Raw genomic sequence first — 14,335 nt, forward strand, 5'->3', positions numbered from 1 at the left:
CAAGGCATACCCCTACACGACCGCTCGCGCGTGCATAGCCGTCCGCGGCATGCGCTGCTGCCTGTTCGTGCCGTACCAGGATGTGCCGCAATGGTGAATCGTAGAGTTCATCATAGATCGGCAGCACCGAGCCGCCAGGGTAACCGAACAGTGTGTCGGTACCCTCGCGCTGCAGTGATTCGATGAGGAGTTTTGCCCCGGTCTTCATGTTCGTTCCTCCAGTAGTCTGTTCATTCCGGCGATCATCGCCTCGACGCTCGCCATGATAATATCCGTGCGGGCGCCCCGGGAAGTAATTATCTTCCCGTCTTTACTTAACCTTACTGTTACTTCGACGAGCGCATCCGTGCCGCCGCTGATCGCGTCGACATGGTAATCCTCGAGCCGTATGTCTGCCACATCGGCAACCGATTTTGCGAGCACCTGCATCGCAGCATCGACCGGTCCGTCACCGGTTGCCGCCCCGGTCATCTCCTTTCCCTTGACTTCGAGAGTGACCGATGCGGTGGGGATCATGCTGCTCCCCGAGACCACGGTGAACTGCCGCAACTTGATGGTGGGTTTGCATTCCATCGCGAGCACCGCGTCGGCAACGGCCATGAGATCCGCATCGCTCACCCGTTTCCCCGAATCGCCGAGTTCCTTGATCCGCGCAACGATGGCCTTGAGCTGTTGCACGTTGGGCGCGTACTTCATCTCGTGCAGGGCGGCTTCCACCGATGCGGAGCCGGAATGTTTCCCGAGCACGATCCGGCGGTTCCTCCCGATCTGCTCGGGCCGGATGGACTCGTAGGTTGCCGGTTCGCGGATCACGCCATGGGCGTGGATGCCGCTCTCGTGGGTAAACGCCATTTCGCCGACAATTGCCTTGTTGACCGGCAGCGGGACACCCGTGAGGCGCGAAACAAGGGTCGAGAGATGGTAAATCTCCTCTTTCTTTATGCCGGTCGGGTACCCGTAGAGAACCTCAAGCGACATCACGAGCTCCTCGAACGGCGTGTTGCCCGCCCGCTCGCCAAGGCCGTTCACGGTCACGTGGGCGCAGGTGGCACCGGCTTTGAGGGCTGCTACCGTGTTTGCAAGCGCAAACCCGAGGTCGTCGTGGCAGTGGATCGAGAGCGGCGCGATCCCGGCAAGCGGCGGGATGATTGCCGCGCACTTCTCTGGCGTGAGCACACCCACCGTGTCGCAGAAGCAGAGCCGGTCGGCCCCGCGTTCCATGCCGCCGGAGAAAACCTTGCGGAGGAACTGCTGGTCAGCCCGCGACGCGTCCTCACCGGAGAGTTCGACAATGAGCCCCCTGCTCTTCGCGTACTCGACTGATCCCCATGCCATCTCCGCAACCTCCTCCCGGGTCTTGCGCATCTTTTTTTCGATGTGCAGGTCGCTTGTCGGGATCACGAGGTGGACGGAATCGGCGCCGTTGTCCGCGGCATAATCGATGTCGGAAGTGACCGCACGGACAAACGTGCAGGTCTCAACCGGGAGCCCGGCATCCGAAATGAGACGGATCGCGTCCTGCTCTCCCGCGGATGCCGCAGCAGAACCGGCTTCGACGACATCGACACCAAGGTCTGCTAGTTTGGTCGCAATCTCCAGCTTCTGGTCCGGGTTTAACGATACACCCGGGGTCTGTTCCCCGTCCCGTAACGTGGTATCAAAAAAGCGCAGTTTACTGGCGAATAAAACACTCACTCATGGCAGACACCATGCTACAGAACTAGGAAAGCAGACTATTAAAACGTTCGGGCACCCGAATACCCGCACCGGAACCCTTACATCTGCCGGCCTGATAAATTACCGGACAGGAAAATACTACCTGAGAGAATGTGGTCATGAACGCAGATGAGCCGCATAATCCTGAACAGGGTGCACCGGAACAAATCGCCGCTTCCGTCTCCAGGGACTGCACCCGGTTTAAGACGCAGCGGACCCGGGGCGAACTCGGTGCGGCACTGGCCCGGGTCGTGCTTTTGTATTCGCCACGCGACATCCGGCAGATGGAGCAGAATTTCGGGAATTCGATCCGGGATCTCACTCCTGAATATCGTAAAGAACTCGAAGACGCGATCACCGGCCACCTGCTCGGGACATACCAGATGATCCGGCTCATGGGCCAGCAGGGTACGTTCCGGACAAAAACGGAGCCGCTGACAGAACATGAACATGCATACTGGGACATGGTAATCGCACAGTGCCGGCCCGGGACCGGCGAGCTCCGGCTCCGGTTTTTAAAATTCCTGCTCGCGGGGTTCTGCATGATCGTGCAGCAGGAACCGGGCCACCCGGCCGGGATGCGGTTTCCCGGCGGGGACCGGGTCGAGCTGATCGATGGTGTGTATTACTGCCCGGTACGGGAGAAGGCAGGCGATGTCGATACCGCACTCTGCCCGTTCTGCCCGGCACAGCAGACGCCGGCGGTCGGGTACCTCAAACCACCGGTGAACGCGAGCGGGCGCCGGAAACAGGAGTTCATCGATAACTGCTACCGGTACCATAATTTCAACGGGTAAACCATACTGGCAAAAAGAAACCGGGTGGCACGGCTGCCGTCATCCTTCGGGACACCTTTGGGCAGAACCATACTACCCGGATTTCCGGAGAAGTGCCGGTGCCTTCGCGGGACGCAAGGATAATTCCAGCACATCTCTTTCGTGCAATCTCGTTCTTTTCACCGTGTTTGGCACGGTCCTGTCAACCTGCCAGGACCCTTCATTGGATAAGGGGACCAGATATACTTTGCGCCGCCGGTATTTTTGTCATGCAGCCTCCGGCGCAGGAAGAAGACAACCTATTTATCAGCGTTTGTTCAAATACCTCGTCATGGAGCAGGAAAAGATCCAATTTACTGTCGCAATTATCATCGGCTTTGTGGTCATGATCCTTTTTGGGATTATAACCGTGAATATCATGCAACTGATCCCCATATTCGGCCCGTTTGTTGGCGGCATTGTTGCAGGGATAATTGCCGGAAAAAATTTCCTGAACGGTGCCAAGGCAGCACTCATTGCGGGTCTGCTGGGAGCGGTCGCGGTATCGGTTGACTTTATTGCAAATACCTCGTACGTTACAATGGCGGTCCCCCAGTACTTCCAGATCTTCGGCGTCTTTTTCCTCGTCATTTCCCTCTTCTACTTCTCGATCCTCGCATTTCTCGGCGGCGCACTTGGCGGAGCTCTCGGGGTCATGATCCGGCACCCGGCCGGGAATTTACCTGTCCAGGAAAAGAAGGCATAAATTCCGCATACTATAACCACGAATTTTCGGGTGCGTTCCGGAGGATCATGAATATATCCTGCCGGCGCTCCTGACTGCGCCGGTTATGAATCCGTTGAATGTTCACCGGGTGCCCACAGGTACCAGGGACATGTTTCCCGGGTCGGGGACCTGCATGAAAAAATATCACTCATGCCCGGAGTAAAACATAAAAATATGCAATGGCTCCCCGCCGCAAGCGCCTCTCCGGGGCAAGGCAAGGATGTTTTTTTTGTAATAATTTTCAGGATTATTTTTTCAATCCCTGATCCGCTGCGAGAGCCGGGGGGGCGGCGGCTTGCATCGCGACGTGGGGGAATGGGGGCATCAGCCCCCATCAATCCAATCTTCCTGTGGGACCGTGCATGATCCCTAATCCAGACCCTGTACAGGATACAAGACCCGGGCAGAATCCTCCTTATAAAGGATGAGTGGAGCCGGACCTGCGGTCTACCCGGATCCCTTCTCCGACGGAGAGTTCCCGGGCCGGATCTATCCCCCAGGAAGTTCCAGTGGAAATGGTGCCAACGGTTTACAAAAATATCCTTATACGCAGGTATTTTGAGAAATAAGCCGTTTTAAGCAGGAAAAAACCGTGCAATTTAGCAGCGTTCCTTTGGTCGCTAAAAAGGGAATGAACAACTGGTCATGCGCTCCTCCGGATGGGCCAGAAACGCGACTATGGCCAAAAAATAAAGGGGATCCTGTGCCGGGTAAAAATCGATCTGTTTTCCCAGAAAAATACCGAGATCTTCGACCCGGAGCATTCCTTGGCGACATAGGGGGCATCCGGGTGGCGGGGCACCCCTTTTTTGAGGGATTATTCTCATCCATGGCAGAGACCCCTGCTTCAACTTCAGGATCATCTTTCCTTTATTGCCCTTTCAGCTCCCCGATCCATTCCGTCCCCACCCGTTCAAGGAACCGGGAGCTCCGCTCCTTTGGTTCTGCATGGGCCTTGTAATGAGAAAGCAGGGAACGAACGCACTCCATTGCCTTTTCTGTGGTCAGGCCGGTCGCGACCTGCTCTCCCTGCCGGGACTTAAAGCCGCTGTGCCCGCCAAAGAACACGGTCCAGCCTTTCGCAGTCCCTATGATACCGACATCCCGGACCCGGCTCTCCCCGCAGCACCGCGGGCAGCCGGAGACGCCAATCTTGATCTTGCCCGGGAAATCCTGGCCGGCGTACTCATCGGAAATCGCTTTCGCGAGGCCGATCGAATCCTGCGTCCCGTTCTTGCAGAACGCGATACCCGGGCAGGACTGGACGTACCGTACGCCGGGTGTGATGGAGGCAGTTCCAAGAGGGCCCAGTTCTTGGCGCACACCGGCGATATCCTGTTCCTGCACGCCGACCAGCAGGAACCGCTGGCCTGAGGTAATCTTGACGAGGGGAATGTGGAATTTCCTTGCGACCCGCGCGATTGTTTCGAGATTTTCCGGTGTGACGACACCGGCCGGGATCCTTGTTTGGATCGCATAGGTCTTGCCGTCACGCTGGAGTTTTGCACCATAGGTGGCATCGGTCATGGTTAGAGATGGCCGTTCGTAAACCATGAAGGCTTGGGATGAGGACGAAGGGCCGGTAATTATCATGAAAATAATTTTTGAAAAGACCATATCCTGCACGAACCTGTGCACAAGAATTGTGAAAACCGAAAAAATGAACGATGCTTCCCCGCCGCGAGCGCCTCTCCGGGACACGGCAGGGCAGGAACTGTTTTTGTAATAATTCTCATAATTTTTTTGTCCCTGATCCGCCGCTGAGACTTCCTCTCAGGGGCGGCGGGACATTCGCAACGGGGGTATAGGGGCATCAGCCCCCGTCATTATAATAACCTGCCCGGATGCAGAGCGATTCAATCCGGCCTGTATCCCCCGGGAGGTGTCGGGATCCGGATCTACAATTTTTACTGAAAAAGCCCTGCAGGGTTGGTGAAGATTTCAAAAAATGTTCAGCTGAGTTACCGGTCGTTTAATAAAAAGTTTGATGAGGTTATCAAACATTTCCAAAAAAGTCCGGTAACGTTGGTGAGAATTTTGAAAAATGTTCAACAGGGTTTGCGGGAATTCCGGTAAAAAATGCACTGGAAAATGCCCCCTCTCCGGCGGAAGCCCCATGAGCCGGTGCCGGTCTTTCCGGAAAAAAACCCGGCAGGGTTAATGAAGATTTTTTTAAAGTCCGGCCGATGTGCCGGCTTCCCACTTCCTCTGATACATCCCTCACGCCACCGCGCTGCACGCCGCCTGCCCGGCCGGGATCGCGTATTTCTTCCCGATCAAATGTACGGCATTCGTCATTACTGTGACAAGCGCCAGGTAGACGACGCCGGCGCAGTGGAACGTCTCGTTGTACGCGAAATACCTGGTTGCATTCATCTTTGCTGCGCCGGTGAGCTCGATCAACGTGATCATGTGCAAGAGGGACGAGTGCTTGATCAGGTTGTTGAACGATACGGCGCTCTCCTGTGGCCACAATAGATCTCCTGCCGGGTGCAGGATTGATAAGTCCGGCCTCCCTACCATCACAGTACAATACTTTAATGCTCAACGACGCACTGTGCAGCCCGCCGGTGATCTTATGACCGATAACGTACCAACGCTCGATTCCCAGTCGCTCTACATCAACCGCGAACTGAGCTGGATCCGGTTCAACCACCATGTGCTGGAAGAGGCGCAGGACAAGCGGCACCCGCTTCTTGAGCGGGTGAAGTTCCTTTCGATCTTCGCGAACAACCTTGACGAATTTTTCATGATCCGGGTCTCGGGTCTCCAGAGGCAGGCTGCGAAGGGAGTCCTCAAGGCCCCGCCTGACGGGATGACAGCCTCCGAGCAGATCCTTGCGATCGAAAAGGCGCTTCTCCCCGAACTTGACCTCCAGTACGACTGCTGGAACAAGGAAATTTTACCCCGGCTTGCTGCCGCAGGCATCTTCATCCACCAGTACAGCGAGCTGGATGCGGAGCAGAAAAAGGCGTTGCACACCTTTTTTATCGAAGAGGTTTTCCCCGTCCTCACGCCGCTCGGTTTCGATTCCGCCCACCCGTTTCCCTTCATTTCCAATCTTTCGCTCAACCTCGCCATAATCGTCCGCGACCCGGATAAAAAGGAACTCTTCGCGCGGATCAAGGTACCCACCGGCCTCTTTCCCCGGCTTATCCGTATCCCGGATTCCCACCCTCCCGGCCACCGCGACGACAAGCAGGTGCACCTCGTATACCTGGAAGACCTCGTTGCGGCGCACCTCGACCTGCTCTTCCCGGGCCTCGATGTGATGGGGGCATCCCCTTTCCGGATCACCCGGGATGCTGACCTCGACATCGAAGTGGACGAAGCATCCGATCTTATGACCACGGTCGAGGAGATCATGGAACAGCGGGCAAAGGGCTCCCCGGTCAGGATCGAAGTCGACTGTTCGATGCAGGAGAGTACCTGCCACATGCTCGAGCGCAAATTGGGCACCAGCTCCCACATGCTGTACCGGATCGGCCACCCGGTGGGCATGGCCGACCTCATGGAGCTTCTCTCGGTCGACCGTCCCGATCTGAAGGACACCCCCTTCCAGCCTGCAATCCCGCCGGAACTTGCCGAGGAAAAGGACATCTTTTCTGCCATAAAAAGAAAGGACATCCTCCTCTTCCATCCCTACGACAGTTTCTTACCGGTGATCAATTTTATCCGGCAGGCGGCCCATGACCCGGACGTCCTCGCGATCAAGATTACCCTCTACCGGGTGGGTTCGAACTCGCCGGTCGTCCGGGCGCTCATGGAAGCCCGCGAGAACGGGAAAGCGGTGGCGGCCGTAATCGAGCTCAAGGCCAGGTTCGACGAGGAGAACAATATCGGCTGGGCCCGGGCGCTGGAACGCGCCGGCGTCCATGTGGTCTACGGCGTCGTCGGCCTCAAGGTGCACGCGAAGCTCTGCATGGTGGTCCGGCGGGAGAAGGAGGGTATCCGGCGGTACATGCATCTCGGTACCGGCAACTATAACGCGACGACAAGCCGGGTCTACACGGATTTCGGGATGTTTACCTGTGACCGGGATATCGGGGAAGATGTGGCTAATCTCTTCAACTTCCTGACCGGCTACGCCCGCTTCGACCAGTACCGGAAGCTTGCCGTGGCGCCGGTCACCCTCAGGAACGCCATCATCTCGCGGATCGACCGTGAGATCGCGTGCCACCGGAAGCACGGGGGCGGCCATCTCATCTTCAAGATGAACGCGCTTGTCGACTACGACTGCATCATTGCCCTGTACCGCGCTTCGCAGGCCGGGGTTAAGGTCGATCTCCAGGTACGAGGTATCTGCTGCCTGCGGCCGGGCATTCCCGGCATGAGCGAGAATATCACCGTCAGCGCGATTGTCGGAAGGTTCCTTGAGCATGCACGGATCTATTACTTTAAAAACAACGGTGAAGACGAGGTATTCCTCGGGAGTGCCGATCTTATGCCCCGGAACCTCGACCGGCGCGTGGAGGTGCTCTTCCCGGTCGCCGATCCCGCGATAAAAAAGGCGCTCCTCTCGGTCATCCTTGGGACCGAGCTCGGGGACAACCGGCAGCTGAGGCTGATGTCCGGTGACGGGACCTATGTGCGGAAACATCCCGGCACTGGCGAGGTGCCGGTCGATTCCCAGTCATGGTTCCTCGAACACAAGGGGATTTGGTACAATGCCGCACCCTGAAGCGCAGGCGCCCGTGCCCGGCCCCTGCCTGTTCGGGGCCGGCCGGCTGATACCCCACCTTGACGTGATCTCTGCCGAGATTGACGGCGTACGGGCCGCAGACGATCCCGAACATATCCACCGCATGCGGGTTGCCTCCCGTCGGCTCCGTGCGGCGCTCCCGCTCTTTTCCTCCTGTTTTTCAGAGAAGGACTTCCGTCACTGGATGCGCGTGATAAAAAAGATCACCGCGGCCCTTGGGGATGCGCGGGATACCGACGTCCAGATTGCGTTTTTGAAAAAATACCTTAAGGCTCAGGCATCCATGGCACCGGGGACCCTTGAGCCGGCCCATGCCGCTGATCCAATTACAGCACTTCTTTCGCGGCTCCAGAAACGGCGCAGGCTCCTCCAGAAGCAGGTGACCTCGGTGCTCGACGAACTGGAGGAGGCGCAGGTGATCTCCTCCCTCCGGGAGGCATGTGTGGCACCGGAAGGGGCCGTAAAAGGGAGAGGACGGGAACGGTATACCGGGATTCTCCCGGTTGCCGCCGACCGTATCGGCAGGCGCCTGCGGGGAGTGCACCGGTTCGAACCCTTCGTGCACAACCCGGATGCCGTGTTCGAGCACCATGCCACGAGGATTGCGGCAAAAAAACTCCGGTACACGCTGGAGACCTATGCGCCGCTCTACCGGCGCGAGCTCAAAAAACCGATCGCACGGATAAAACGGCTCCAGGATCTTCTCGGCGACATCCATGACTGCGACGTATGGATTGAGCAGATGACGCTCGCAATCATAAAACAGCGGGCCCGCCGGCACCCGCTGGGGGCACCGGCCGGTGCCGCTGTATCTGCGGTGGCCCCGCTCCGTCGATTGCTTGCCGACCGCGAAAGGTGCAGGGCCCGGCTGTACCGGCAGTTTGTCCGGTACTGGGACGCCCTTGTCCGCACCGGGTTCTGGGATGATCTGGGTCTGGCGGTGCTTGAAGGGCAGCGGTCGGCGTTCAGTCACCGCGGGCGTCTTCCGGCAAAAGGGGTGCGCGAGGCATTTGTACGGCTTTCTGCGACGGCGCCCGATCACGAAGCCCACAGCCGCACCGTCGCGGCGCTTGCCCTCCGGCTTTTCGACGAACTTGCTCCCCTTCACGGCCTTTCCCGCCGCGACCGTACTCTCCTCTCTCTTGCGGCAATCGTCCACGATATCGGATGGACGTTCGGTCAGGCCGGGCACCAGAAAAAAAGCGCTGAACTGGTCTTCTCCTGCGCCGACCTGCCGGTGCCGGTCCGCGAGCAGGGCATTATCGCACTCGTTGCCGGGCTCCATGGCGGGAATGCACCCCCGGGAGGTTTCTTTTTCCTCCTCCCGCCAGCCGACCGGAGACGCGTCCGCATTCTTGCCTCCCTCCTCCGGGTTGCCGATGGCCTCGATTATCTCCACGCAGGAAGCGTGACCGGCATTCACTGCACGATCCGGGAGACGGATGTCCACTGCACGCTTACCTGTACCAGTGACACCGCGACCGAGAAAGCCCGTGCCTTAAAAAAGAGTGACCTGTTCAGGGACGTATTTGGAAAAACGCTGGTGATCGCATGAGGTCAAAAAAAATAGGAGCGACCGGGCGCGTTGTCACATTTATCGATATCGGCACGAACTCCGTTCGGATGCTCGTCGTCCGGTTCAATCCCAACAACTCCTATTCCATCCTTACCCGCCAAAAACAGCAGGTGCGCCTCGGGGAAGGTGAGTTTGACGACGAGGAGATAAAGCCTGATGCTATAGACCGCACCTGCCTTGTCTGCCGGAAATTTGTCGATCTCGCCCGAACATTTTCCACCGAAGAGTTTGTCGCGGTCGCCACCTCCGCAGCCCGTGAGGCCGCAAACCAGAACGAACTGCTCGCCCGGCTGCGCCGCGAGGCACTCCTCGACGTCCGGGTAATCTCCGGCCTTGAGGAGGCGCGGCTGATCTACCTCGGGGTTTCGAGCGGGCTGCACCTTGGCGACCGCCGGGCGTTCTTTATCGATATCGGCGGCGGGAGTACCGAGATCTCGGTCGGGGGCCAGCAGCAGTACCGGATGCTCGAAAGTTTCCGGCTCGGTGCGATACGGCTGACAAATTTATTCTTTTCCCAAAACCCGGCAGGACCTGTGCGTCCCGACCAGTACAAACTCGTCCAGCAGTACGTGAAAAATGCCATCATCCACACGATCCAGAATCTTCGCAGGCAGAAGATCGATCTCGCCGTGGGCAGCTCGGGCAGCATCATGAACCTCGCCGACATCGCGCAGCGGGCGTTTCACCCAGAAGGCACCGCCACCCCCGGCGTGCTCACCTACCGGGATCTCAGGAAAGTGATCGACCTTGTCTGTGCGCTCCCGCTCGAAGAGCGCCGCAGGGTGCCAGGGATAAATCCGGAACGGGCCGACATCATCATTGCAGGGGCCGTGATCCTTGAGACCTTTATGAAGGAACTTTCCCTGGAGTCTGTGACCACCACCACCCGCGGGCTCCAGGATGGTCTTCTTGTTGATTATCTCTCGCGGATGGACGATTTTCCCCTGTTCGGGACGCTCTCCCCCCGGGAGAGGAGCGTGCTCCAGCTGGGCCGGTCCTGCGGGATCAACGAGGAGCATGCCCGGACCGTGACCCGGCTGGTGCTTGAGATCTTCGATTCGGCAAAAGAGATGAAACTGCACGATTATGGTGACTGGGAGCGCGAACTTCTCGAATATGCTGCCTTCCTGCATGACATCGGGTCGTTTATCTCTTTTACCAACCACCATGCACACTCCTATTATATCATCAGGAATTCCGAACTGCTCGGGTTCGACCAGAAAGAGATCGATATCATGGCAAATATCGCCCGGTTCCACCGCAAGAAAAAGCCGAGAAAAAAACGCCTTGACATTCCCGACTTCGCCGACCACGAGCAGCGGATGGTGCTGGTACTTGCCACGTTTGTCCGGCTGGGCGAGAGCCTTGACCGGAGCCATGCGGGGTTCGTGGAACACGCGAAGTTCGTCCGGGCAGACAGGAACGAGGTCGTCCTCGACATCATCGCGCAGAGCGACTGCCAGCTCGAGATCTGGGGCGTTGAGGCCGAGCAGCGGGCCTTTGAAAAGGTATTCTCGAAGCGTCTCACAGTCGAAGTAATCGCGCCCCGGACCGGTGGCGACGGGAATAGTCAGAAGGAACCCTGAAAAAAACCCGGACCCACCGGGTGCAGGAGATATAAAAAAGATCCAGCTTCCTTCCCCGTTCGTTCCGGCAGGCTCCGGGAAAAGATTGTTCCTAGCCCTGAGCCGGGGTTCCCTCGTACTCCATCGTCCCGCGGTCGCCGTCAACACTCACCCGCGTCCCGGTCCTGAGCCGGTCGAGCGGGATATCCGGGCGGTCGATCATGGGAATGTTCCCGATAATCGCCCCGGTGGCGATGATGGGTTCTGCCTCGGTATTTACGATGGCTGCCGGGGCATGGCCGTTCCGGGCGAGGGCATAGAGCACATAGGAGCCAACGGTCGATCCCTTGCCGTAGGGAAACGCGAGCACGGTCCCGGCAACGGACGTTCCCTCGAGAGGGTGACCCTTCTCCACGATGATACCCGTCTCGGGATCGACCCCGGACAGGAACGATATCGGGCCAGGGCTCACGAGCAGCCTGCCCGCCCCCCTGCCCCCGGAAATGCTGCGGCCGGTAATGAGCAAAATCACACCACATAAATGGTTGAAGATGCAGATATATGAGTAATATGGAAGAGACCTCGGTCGATAATGCGAACCCTCAAAACGAGCTCAAATACCAGATCCAGCTGAACGAACTTGAGGCGGCACTTCTTGAACAGAAAGTAAGGGCCGAAGATCTCCAGAAAGAAAATGCGCAGCTCAAACGGGAGAACAACCAGCTCAAGCGCATGCCACTCTTTGTCGCGGTGATCGTCGATATTCTGGAGAACAACGAGATCTATCTCCGCCAGCAGGGCAACAACCAGGAATACCTGACGCATGCATCAGATGAACTCCGGCCGTTGTTAAAACCCGGGACAAAGGTGGCGGTCAACAACTCGCTCTCGATTGTCAAGGTGATAGGAAATGTATACGATTCGCGTGTCCGGGTGATGGAACTGGAGGAGTCTCCCGAGATCTCCTATGCGCAGATCGGCGGATTGTCCGATGAGATCAAGGAGGTGCGGGAAGCAGTGGAGTACCCCCTCACAAAACCCGAGATCTTCAAACGGATCGGCGTGGAACCCCCCAAGGGGATCCTGCTCTACGGTTCGCCGGGGACGGGAAAGACCCTTATCGCAAAGGCGGTCGCCCACGAGGCGAAGGCCACCTTCATACGCATGTCGGGGAGCGAACTCGTGCACAAGTTTATCGGCGAGGGCGCCGGGCTTGTCCGCGAGCTCTTCACGCTCGCCCGCGAGCGGGCACCGGCGATTGTCTTTATCGACGAGATCGATGCGGTCGGGAGCATGCGGACCAATGACGGGACAAGCGGCAGTGCCGAAGTGCAGCGGACGCTCATGCAGCTCCTTGCAGAGATGGACGGTTTTGACAACCGGGGGGATATCCGGATCATGGCAGCGACCAACCGGGTGGATATGCTTGACCCCGCCCTCCTCCGGCCCGGCCGGTTTGACCGGTTGATCAAGATCCCGCTGCCCGACCAGGCAGCAAGGCTGGAAATCCTGAAGATCCATACAAAAAAGATGCACCTCTCCGATATCAGTCTCGAGGTCATTTCTGTCATGGCCGACGGTGCGACCGGGGCAGAACTCCAGGCGATCTGCCGCGAGGCAGGAATGATGGCCGTGCGCCGCGATGCGCCGTCGGTAGAGATGAAAGACTTTGCTGATGCCGTCAGGAAAGTCAAGACCGACACGAACACCGACACCCGGATGTATACCTGATCCCCTAATACGAGGGGCGATCAGCAGGTGTGCGGAGAGCCCGGATGAATATTCTGTTGATCCAGCGGGAAGGCACCGATCTCCACCATACCCTTTTTGCATCAGAGACCAGTCGTCTCGCGCTCCGTTTTTACCACCCGAAAAAGATGCCCTGCGGAGTGAAAATCTCTGTTGCATCGCTCGGGAGCGCCCTGTCCCTCACATCGGAAATGCGCTGGTACCTCCGGCGCTATGTACGCGAGACCCTCTTTGAAATTGAACAAGGGATCTTCTGCACACAGGCTCTCGCGCAGGACATCTACTACGAGCGCACGGTTATCCCCGGCAAACCATGGGTGTTCCGCCGGATCTACGGGTTCTCCCTCGGGAAACTGGCGCACCAGCTCGTGATGTCGCCGGGTTCGACGGCACCGGACTACGCAGCAGACCTTGCCGGAACAGACACCACCATAGAAGTCTGGTGCACGGAGGATGAAGTGGAGGATATCGGGGAACCGATCCCGCTCGAAGACGCAGGGGAGATCCCCGGCGCCGGGGACAACCCGGAACCGTGATCCGGCGGCTGCGTTCCCGGTGGTATACTGTCACCACAAGGGAGAGTACTACCGGTACAAGGGGGATATTACTCCTTTCCGGTAACGAAAAAAAGGGATCACCGGGCACAGGGTGAGTGAGTTCCGGCAGCCCGGTCGGCGCAATGACGGGTGCATCCCGGCCGGGGTTACATCCCGTGTGCATGAATCATTTGCCTGACAGTTTTCATCTCGCCTGTCTTCAGGTGCCTGTGTTCCCCGGGGTACCCCCGAGCGCGTTGGTTGCCTCATTGTATGTCATTCCGGGGGTTATCGTTCCGCCATACATGACGTCAATAGCCTGCCAGTCAATACCATTCGGAGTAATCGTGTTGTTCGGCCCGGCATAGAAGATACTATCAGGATACGTCGTGGTCTGCCCGACAAATCCAAGATAATAGAGAAGTCCGCGTATCATATAATGGGTCCGTTCGTCTCCCGTCAGATTATTATTAACAAAGACCGTGCCAGTCCTGTAGACGTAGGCGTTTGTTGAATTACTCACCGTATTTGAAGTCGTTTTATAAATTGAACCTATCTTCCCGGAACTATCCCTGTTAATCAGGCCGAATGACGGCTGTTGTTGTGCAAGCGTATCCAGGGATGATTCCGGTATATAGTTAAAGCGGATGTCGCCGCTGTTACTTTCCTGAACCGGTACAGCAGGCAGTTGTTTTATCGGAGAATTGTTATTGAACTGCAGCAGGAAGTTGCCCAGCGTGCTTACATCATTATCGGTGTAATCTCCCGTGATGGCAATCGTATCTCCCGATGTGCTCGACTCTCCAATAGTCTCAAATTTGTTATTAAATGCAATATCCATGAAATGGCTGTCAATTGCACTCGAGTTGTAGAGCGCAGGTCCCGTTGAATTTGCTGCAGGGGGCGTCTGCGTTACGGTGGAATTTGCCACGGGCGGTGTGACCGTCAC

The 14,335-nt window shown here is 57.6% G+C and carries 13 protein-coding genes; 7 read left to right on the forward strand and 6 right to left on the reverse strand.

What is annotated here, in order from left to right:
• Both ACLQMU_RS03220 and ACLQMU_RS03225 read right to left on the reverse strand, forming a co-directional pair.
• The coding region (locus ACLQMU_RS03220; protein ID WP_423988051.1) for a thiamine pyrophosphate-binding protein at nucleotides 1-208 on the reverse strand (208 nt) is incomplete at its 3' end.
• Nucleotides 205-1,695, reverse strand: coding sequence for a 2-isopropylmalate synthase (locus tag ACLQMU_RS03225; RefSeq protein ID WP_422150056.1), 1,491 nt, complete (start codon nucleotides 1,693-1,695; stop codon nucleotides 205-207). The genes ACLQMU_RS03225 and ACLQMU_RS03220, both read right to left, overlap by 4 nt.
• 140 nt (nucleotides 1,696-1,835) lie before the next feature.
• Here ACLQMU_RS03225 and ACLQMU_RS03230 point away from each other — a divergent pair, with 140 nt between their 5' ends.
• Nucleotides 1,836-2,513: a DUF2115 domain-containing protein gene (locus ACLQMU_RS03230; protein WP_424040686.1), complete on the forward strand. Its 678-nt coding sequence runs from the start codon at nucleotides 1,836-1,838 to the stop codon at nucleotides 2,511-2,513.
• Nucleotides 2,514-2,823: 310 nt separating this feature from the next.
• Nucleotides 2,824-3,237 carry a DUF5518 domain-containing protein gene (locus ACLQMU_RS03235; protein WP_422149025.1) on the forward strand — a complete coding sequence of 138 codons (414 nt, stop codon included), beginning with the start codon at nucleotides 2,824-2,826 and terminating at the stop codon, nucleotides 3,235-3,237.
• Nucleotides 3,238-4,128: 891 nt separating this feature from the next.
• On the opposite strand, the gene ACLQMU_RS03240 is transcribed toward ACLQMU_RS03235, so the two are convergent.
• On the reverse strand, nucleotides 4,129-4,851 hold the full coding sequence (locus ACLQMU_RS03240; protein WP_443673540.1) for an NAD(P)/FAD-dependent oxidoreductase: 723 nt from the start codon (nucleotides 4,849-4,851) through the stop codon (nucleotides 4,129-4,131).
• Between the two features lie 627 nt (nucleotides 4,852-5,478).
• A complete protein-coding gene (locus ACLQMU_RS03245) occupies nucleotides 5,479-5,733 on the reverse strand; it encodes a hypothetical protein (RefSeq protein ID WP_422150265.1) in 255 nt (84 codons plus the stop codon).
• A gap of 103 nt (nucleotides 5,734-5,836) precedes the next feature.
• On the opposite strand from ACLQMU_RS03245, the gene ppk1 reads away from it, so the two are divergent.
• From ppk1 to ACLQMU_RS03260, 3 genes are read left to right on the forward strand one after another with little or no spacing between them, the layout of a single operon-like run.
• A complete protein-coding gene (gene ppk1 / locus ACLQMU_RS03250) occupies nucleotides 5,837-7,939 on the forward strand; it encodes a polyphosphate kinase 1 (protein WP_422150266.1) in 2,103 nt (700 codons plus the stop codon).
• Nucleotides 7,926-9,515 (forward strand): CHAD domain-containing protein, encoded by a 1,590-nt coding sequence (locus ACLQMU_RS03255; RefSeq protein WP_424040691.1) that lies wholly within the window; start codon nucleotides 7,926-7,928, stop codon nucleotides 9,513-9,515. Before ppk1 ends, ACLQMU_RS03255 begins: the two co-directional genes overlap by 14 nt.
• On the forward strand, nucleotides 9,512-11,122 hold the full coding sequence (locus tag ACLQMU_RS03260) for a Ppx/GppA phosphatase family protein (protein WP_422150268.1): 1,611 nt from the start codon (nucleotides 9,512-9,514) through the stop codon (nucleotides 11,120-11,122). The genes ACLQMU_RS03255 and ACLQMU_RS03260 overlap by 4 nt, the downstream gene beginning before the upstream one ends.
• 91 nt (nucleotides 11,123-11,213) lie before the next feature.
• On the opposite strand, the gene ACLQMU_RS03265 is transcribed toward ACLQMU_RS03260, so the two are convergent.
• Nucleotides 11,214-11,627: a DUF126 domain-containing protein gene (locus ACLQMU_RS03265; RefSeq protein WP_422150282.1), complete on the reverse strand. Its 414-nt coding sequence runs from the start codon at nucleotides 11,625-11,627 to the stop codon at nucleotides 11,214-11,216.
• 35 nt (nucleotides 11,628-11,662) lie between these two features.
• Between ACLQMU_RS03265 and ACLQMU_RS03270 the strand changes: the two genes are divergently transcribed.
• Both ACLQMU_RS03270 and ACLQMU_RS03275 read left to right on the forward strand, forming a co-directional pair.
• Complete coding sequence (locus ACLQMU_RS03270) at nucleotides 11,663-12,832, forward strand: proteasome-activating nucleotidase (RefSeq protein ID WP_422150269.1); 1,170 nt, start codon at nucleotides 11,663-11,665, stop codon at nucleotides 12,830-12,832.
• Nucleotides 12,833-12,876: 44 nt separating this feature from the next.
• Nucleotides 12,877-13,386 (forward strand): DUF5804 family protein, encoded by a 510-nt coding sequence (locus ACLQMU_RS03275; RefSeq protein ID WP_424040695.1) that lies wholly within the window; start codon nucleotides 12,877-12,879, stop codon nucleotides 13,384-13,386.
• Nucleotides 13,387-13,606: 220 nt separating this feature from the next.
• Here the strand turns inward: ACLQMU_RS03275 and ACLQMU_RS03280 are convergent, their stop codons facing one another.
• Nucleotides 13,607-14,335 (reverse strand): DUF2927 domain-containing protein, encoded by a 729-nt coding sequence (locus ACLQMU_RS03280; protein ID WP_422150271.1) that lies wholly within the window; start codon nucleotides 14,333-14,335, stop codon nucleotides 13,607-13,609.

The organism is Methanoregula sp., from assembly GCF_052325125.1.
In the GTDB taxonomy this organism is placed as follows: domain Archaea; phylum Halobacteriota; class Methanomicrobia; order Methanomicrobiales; family Methanospirillaceae; genus Methanoregula.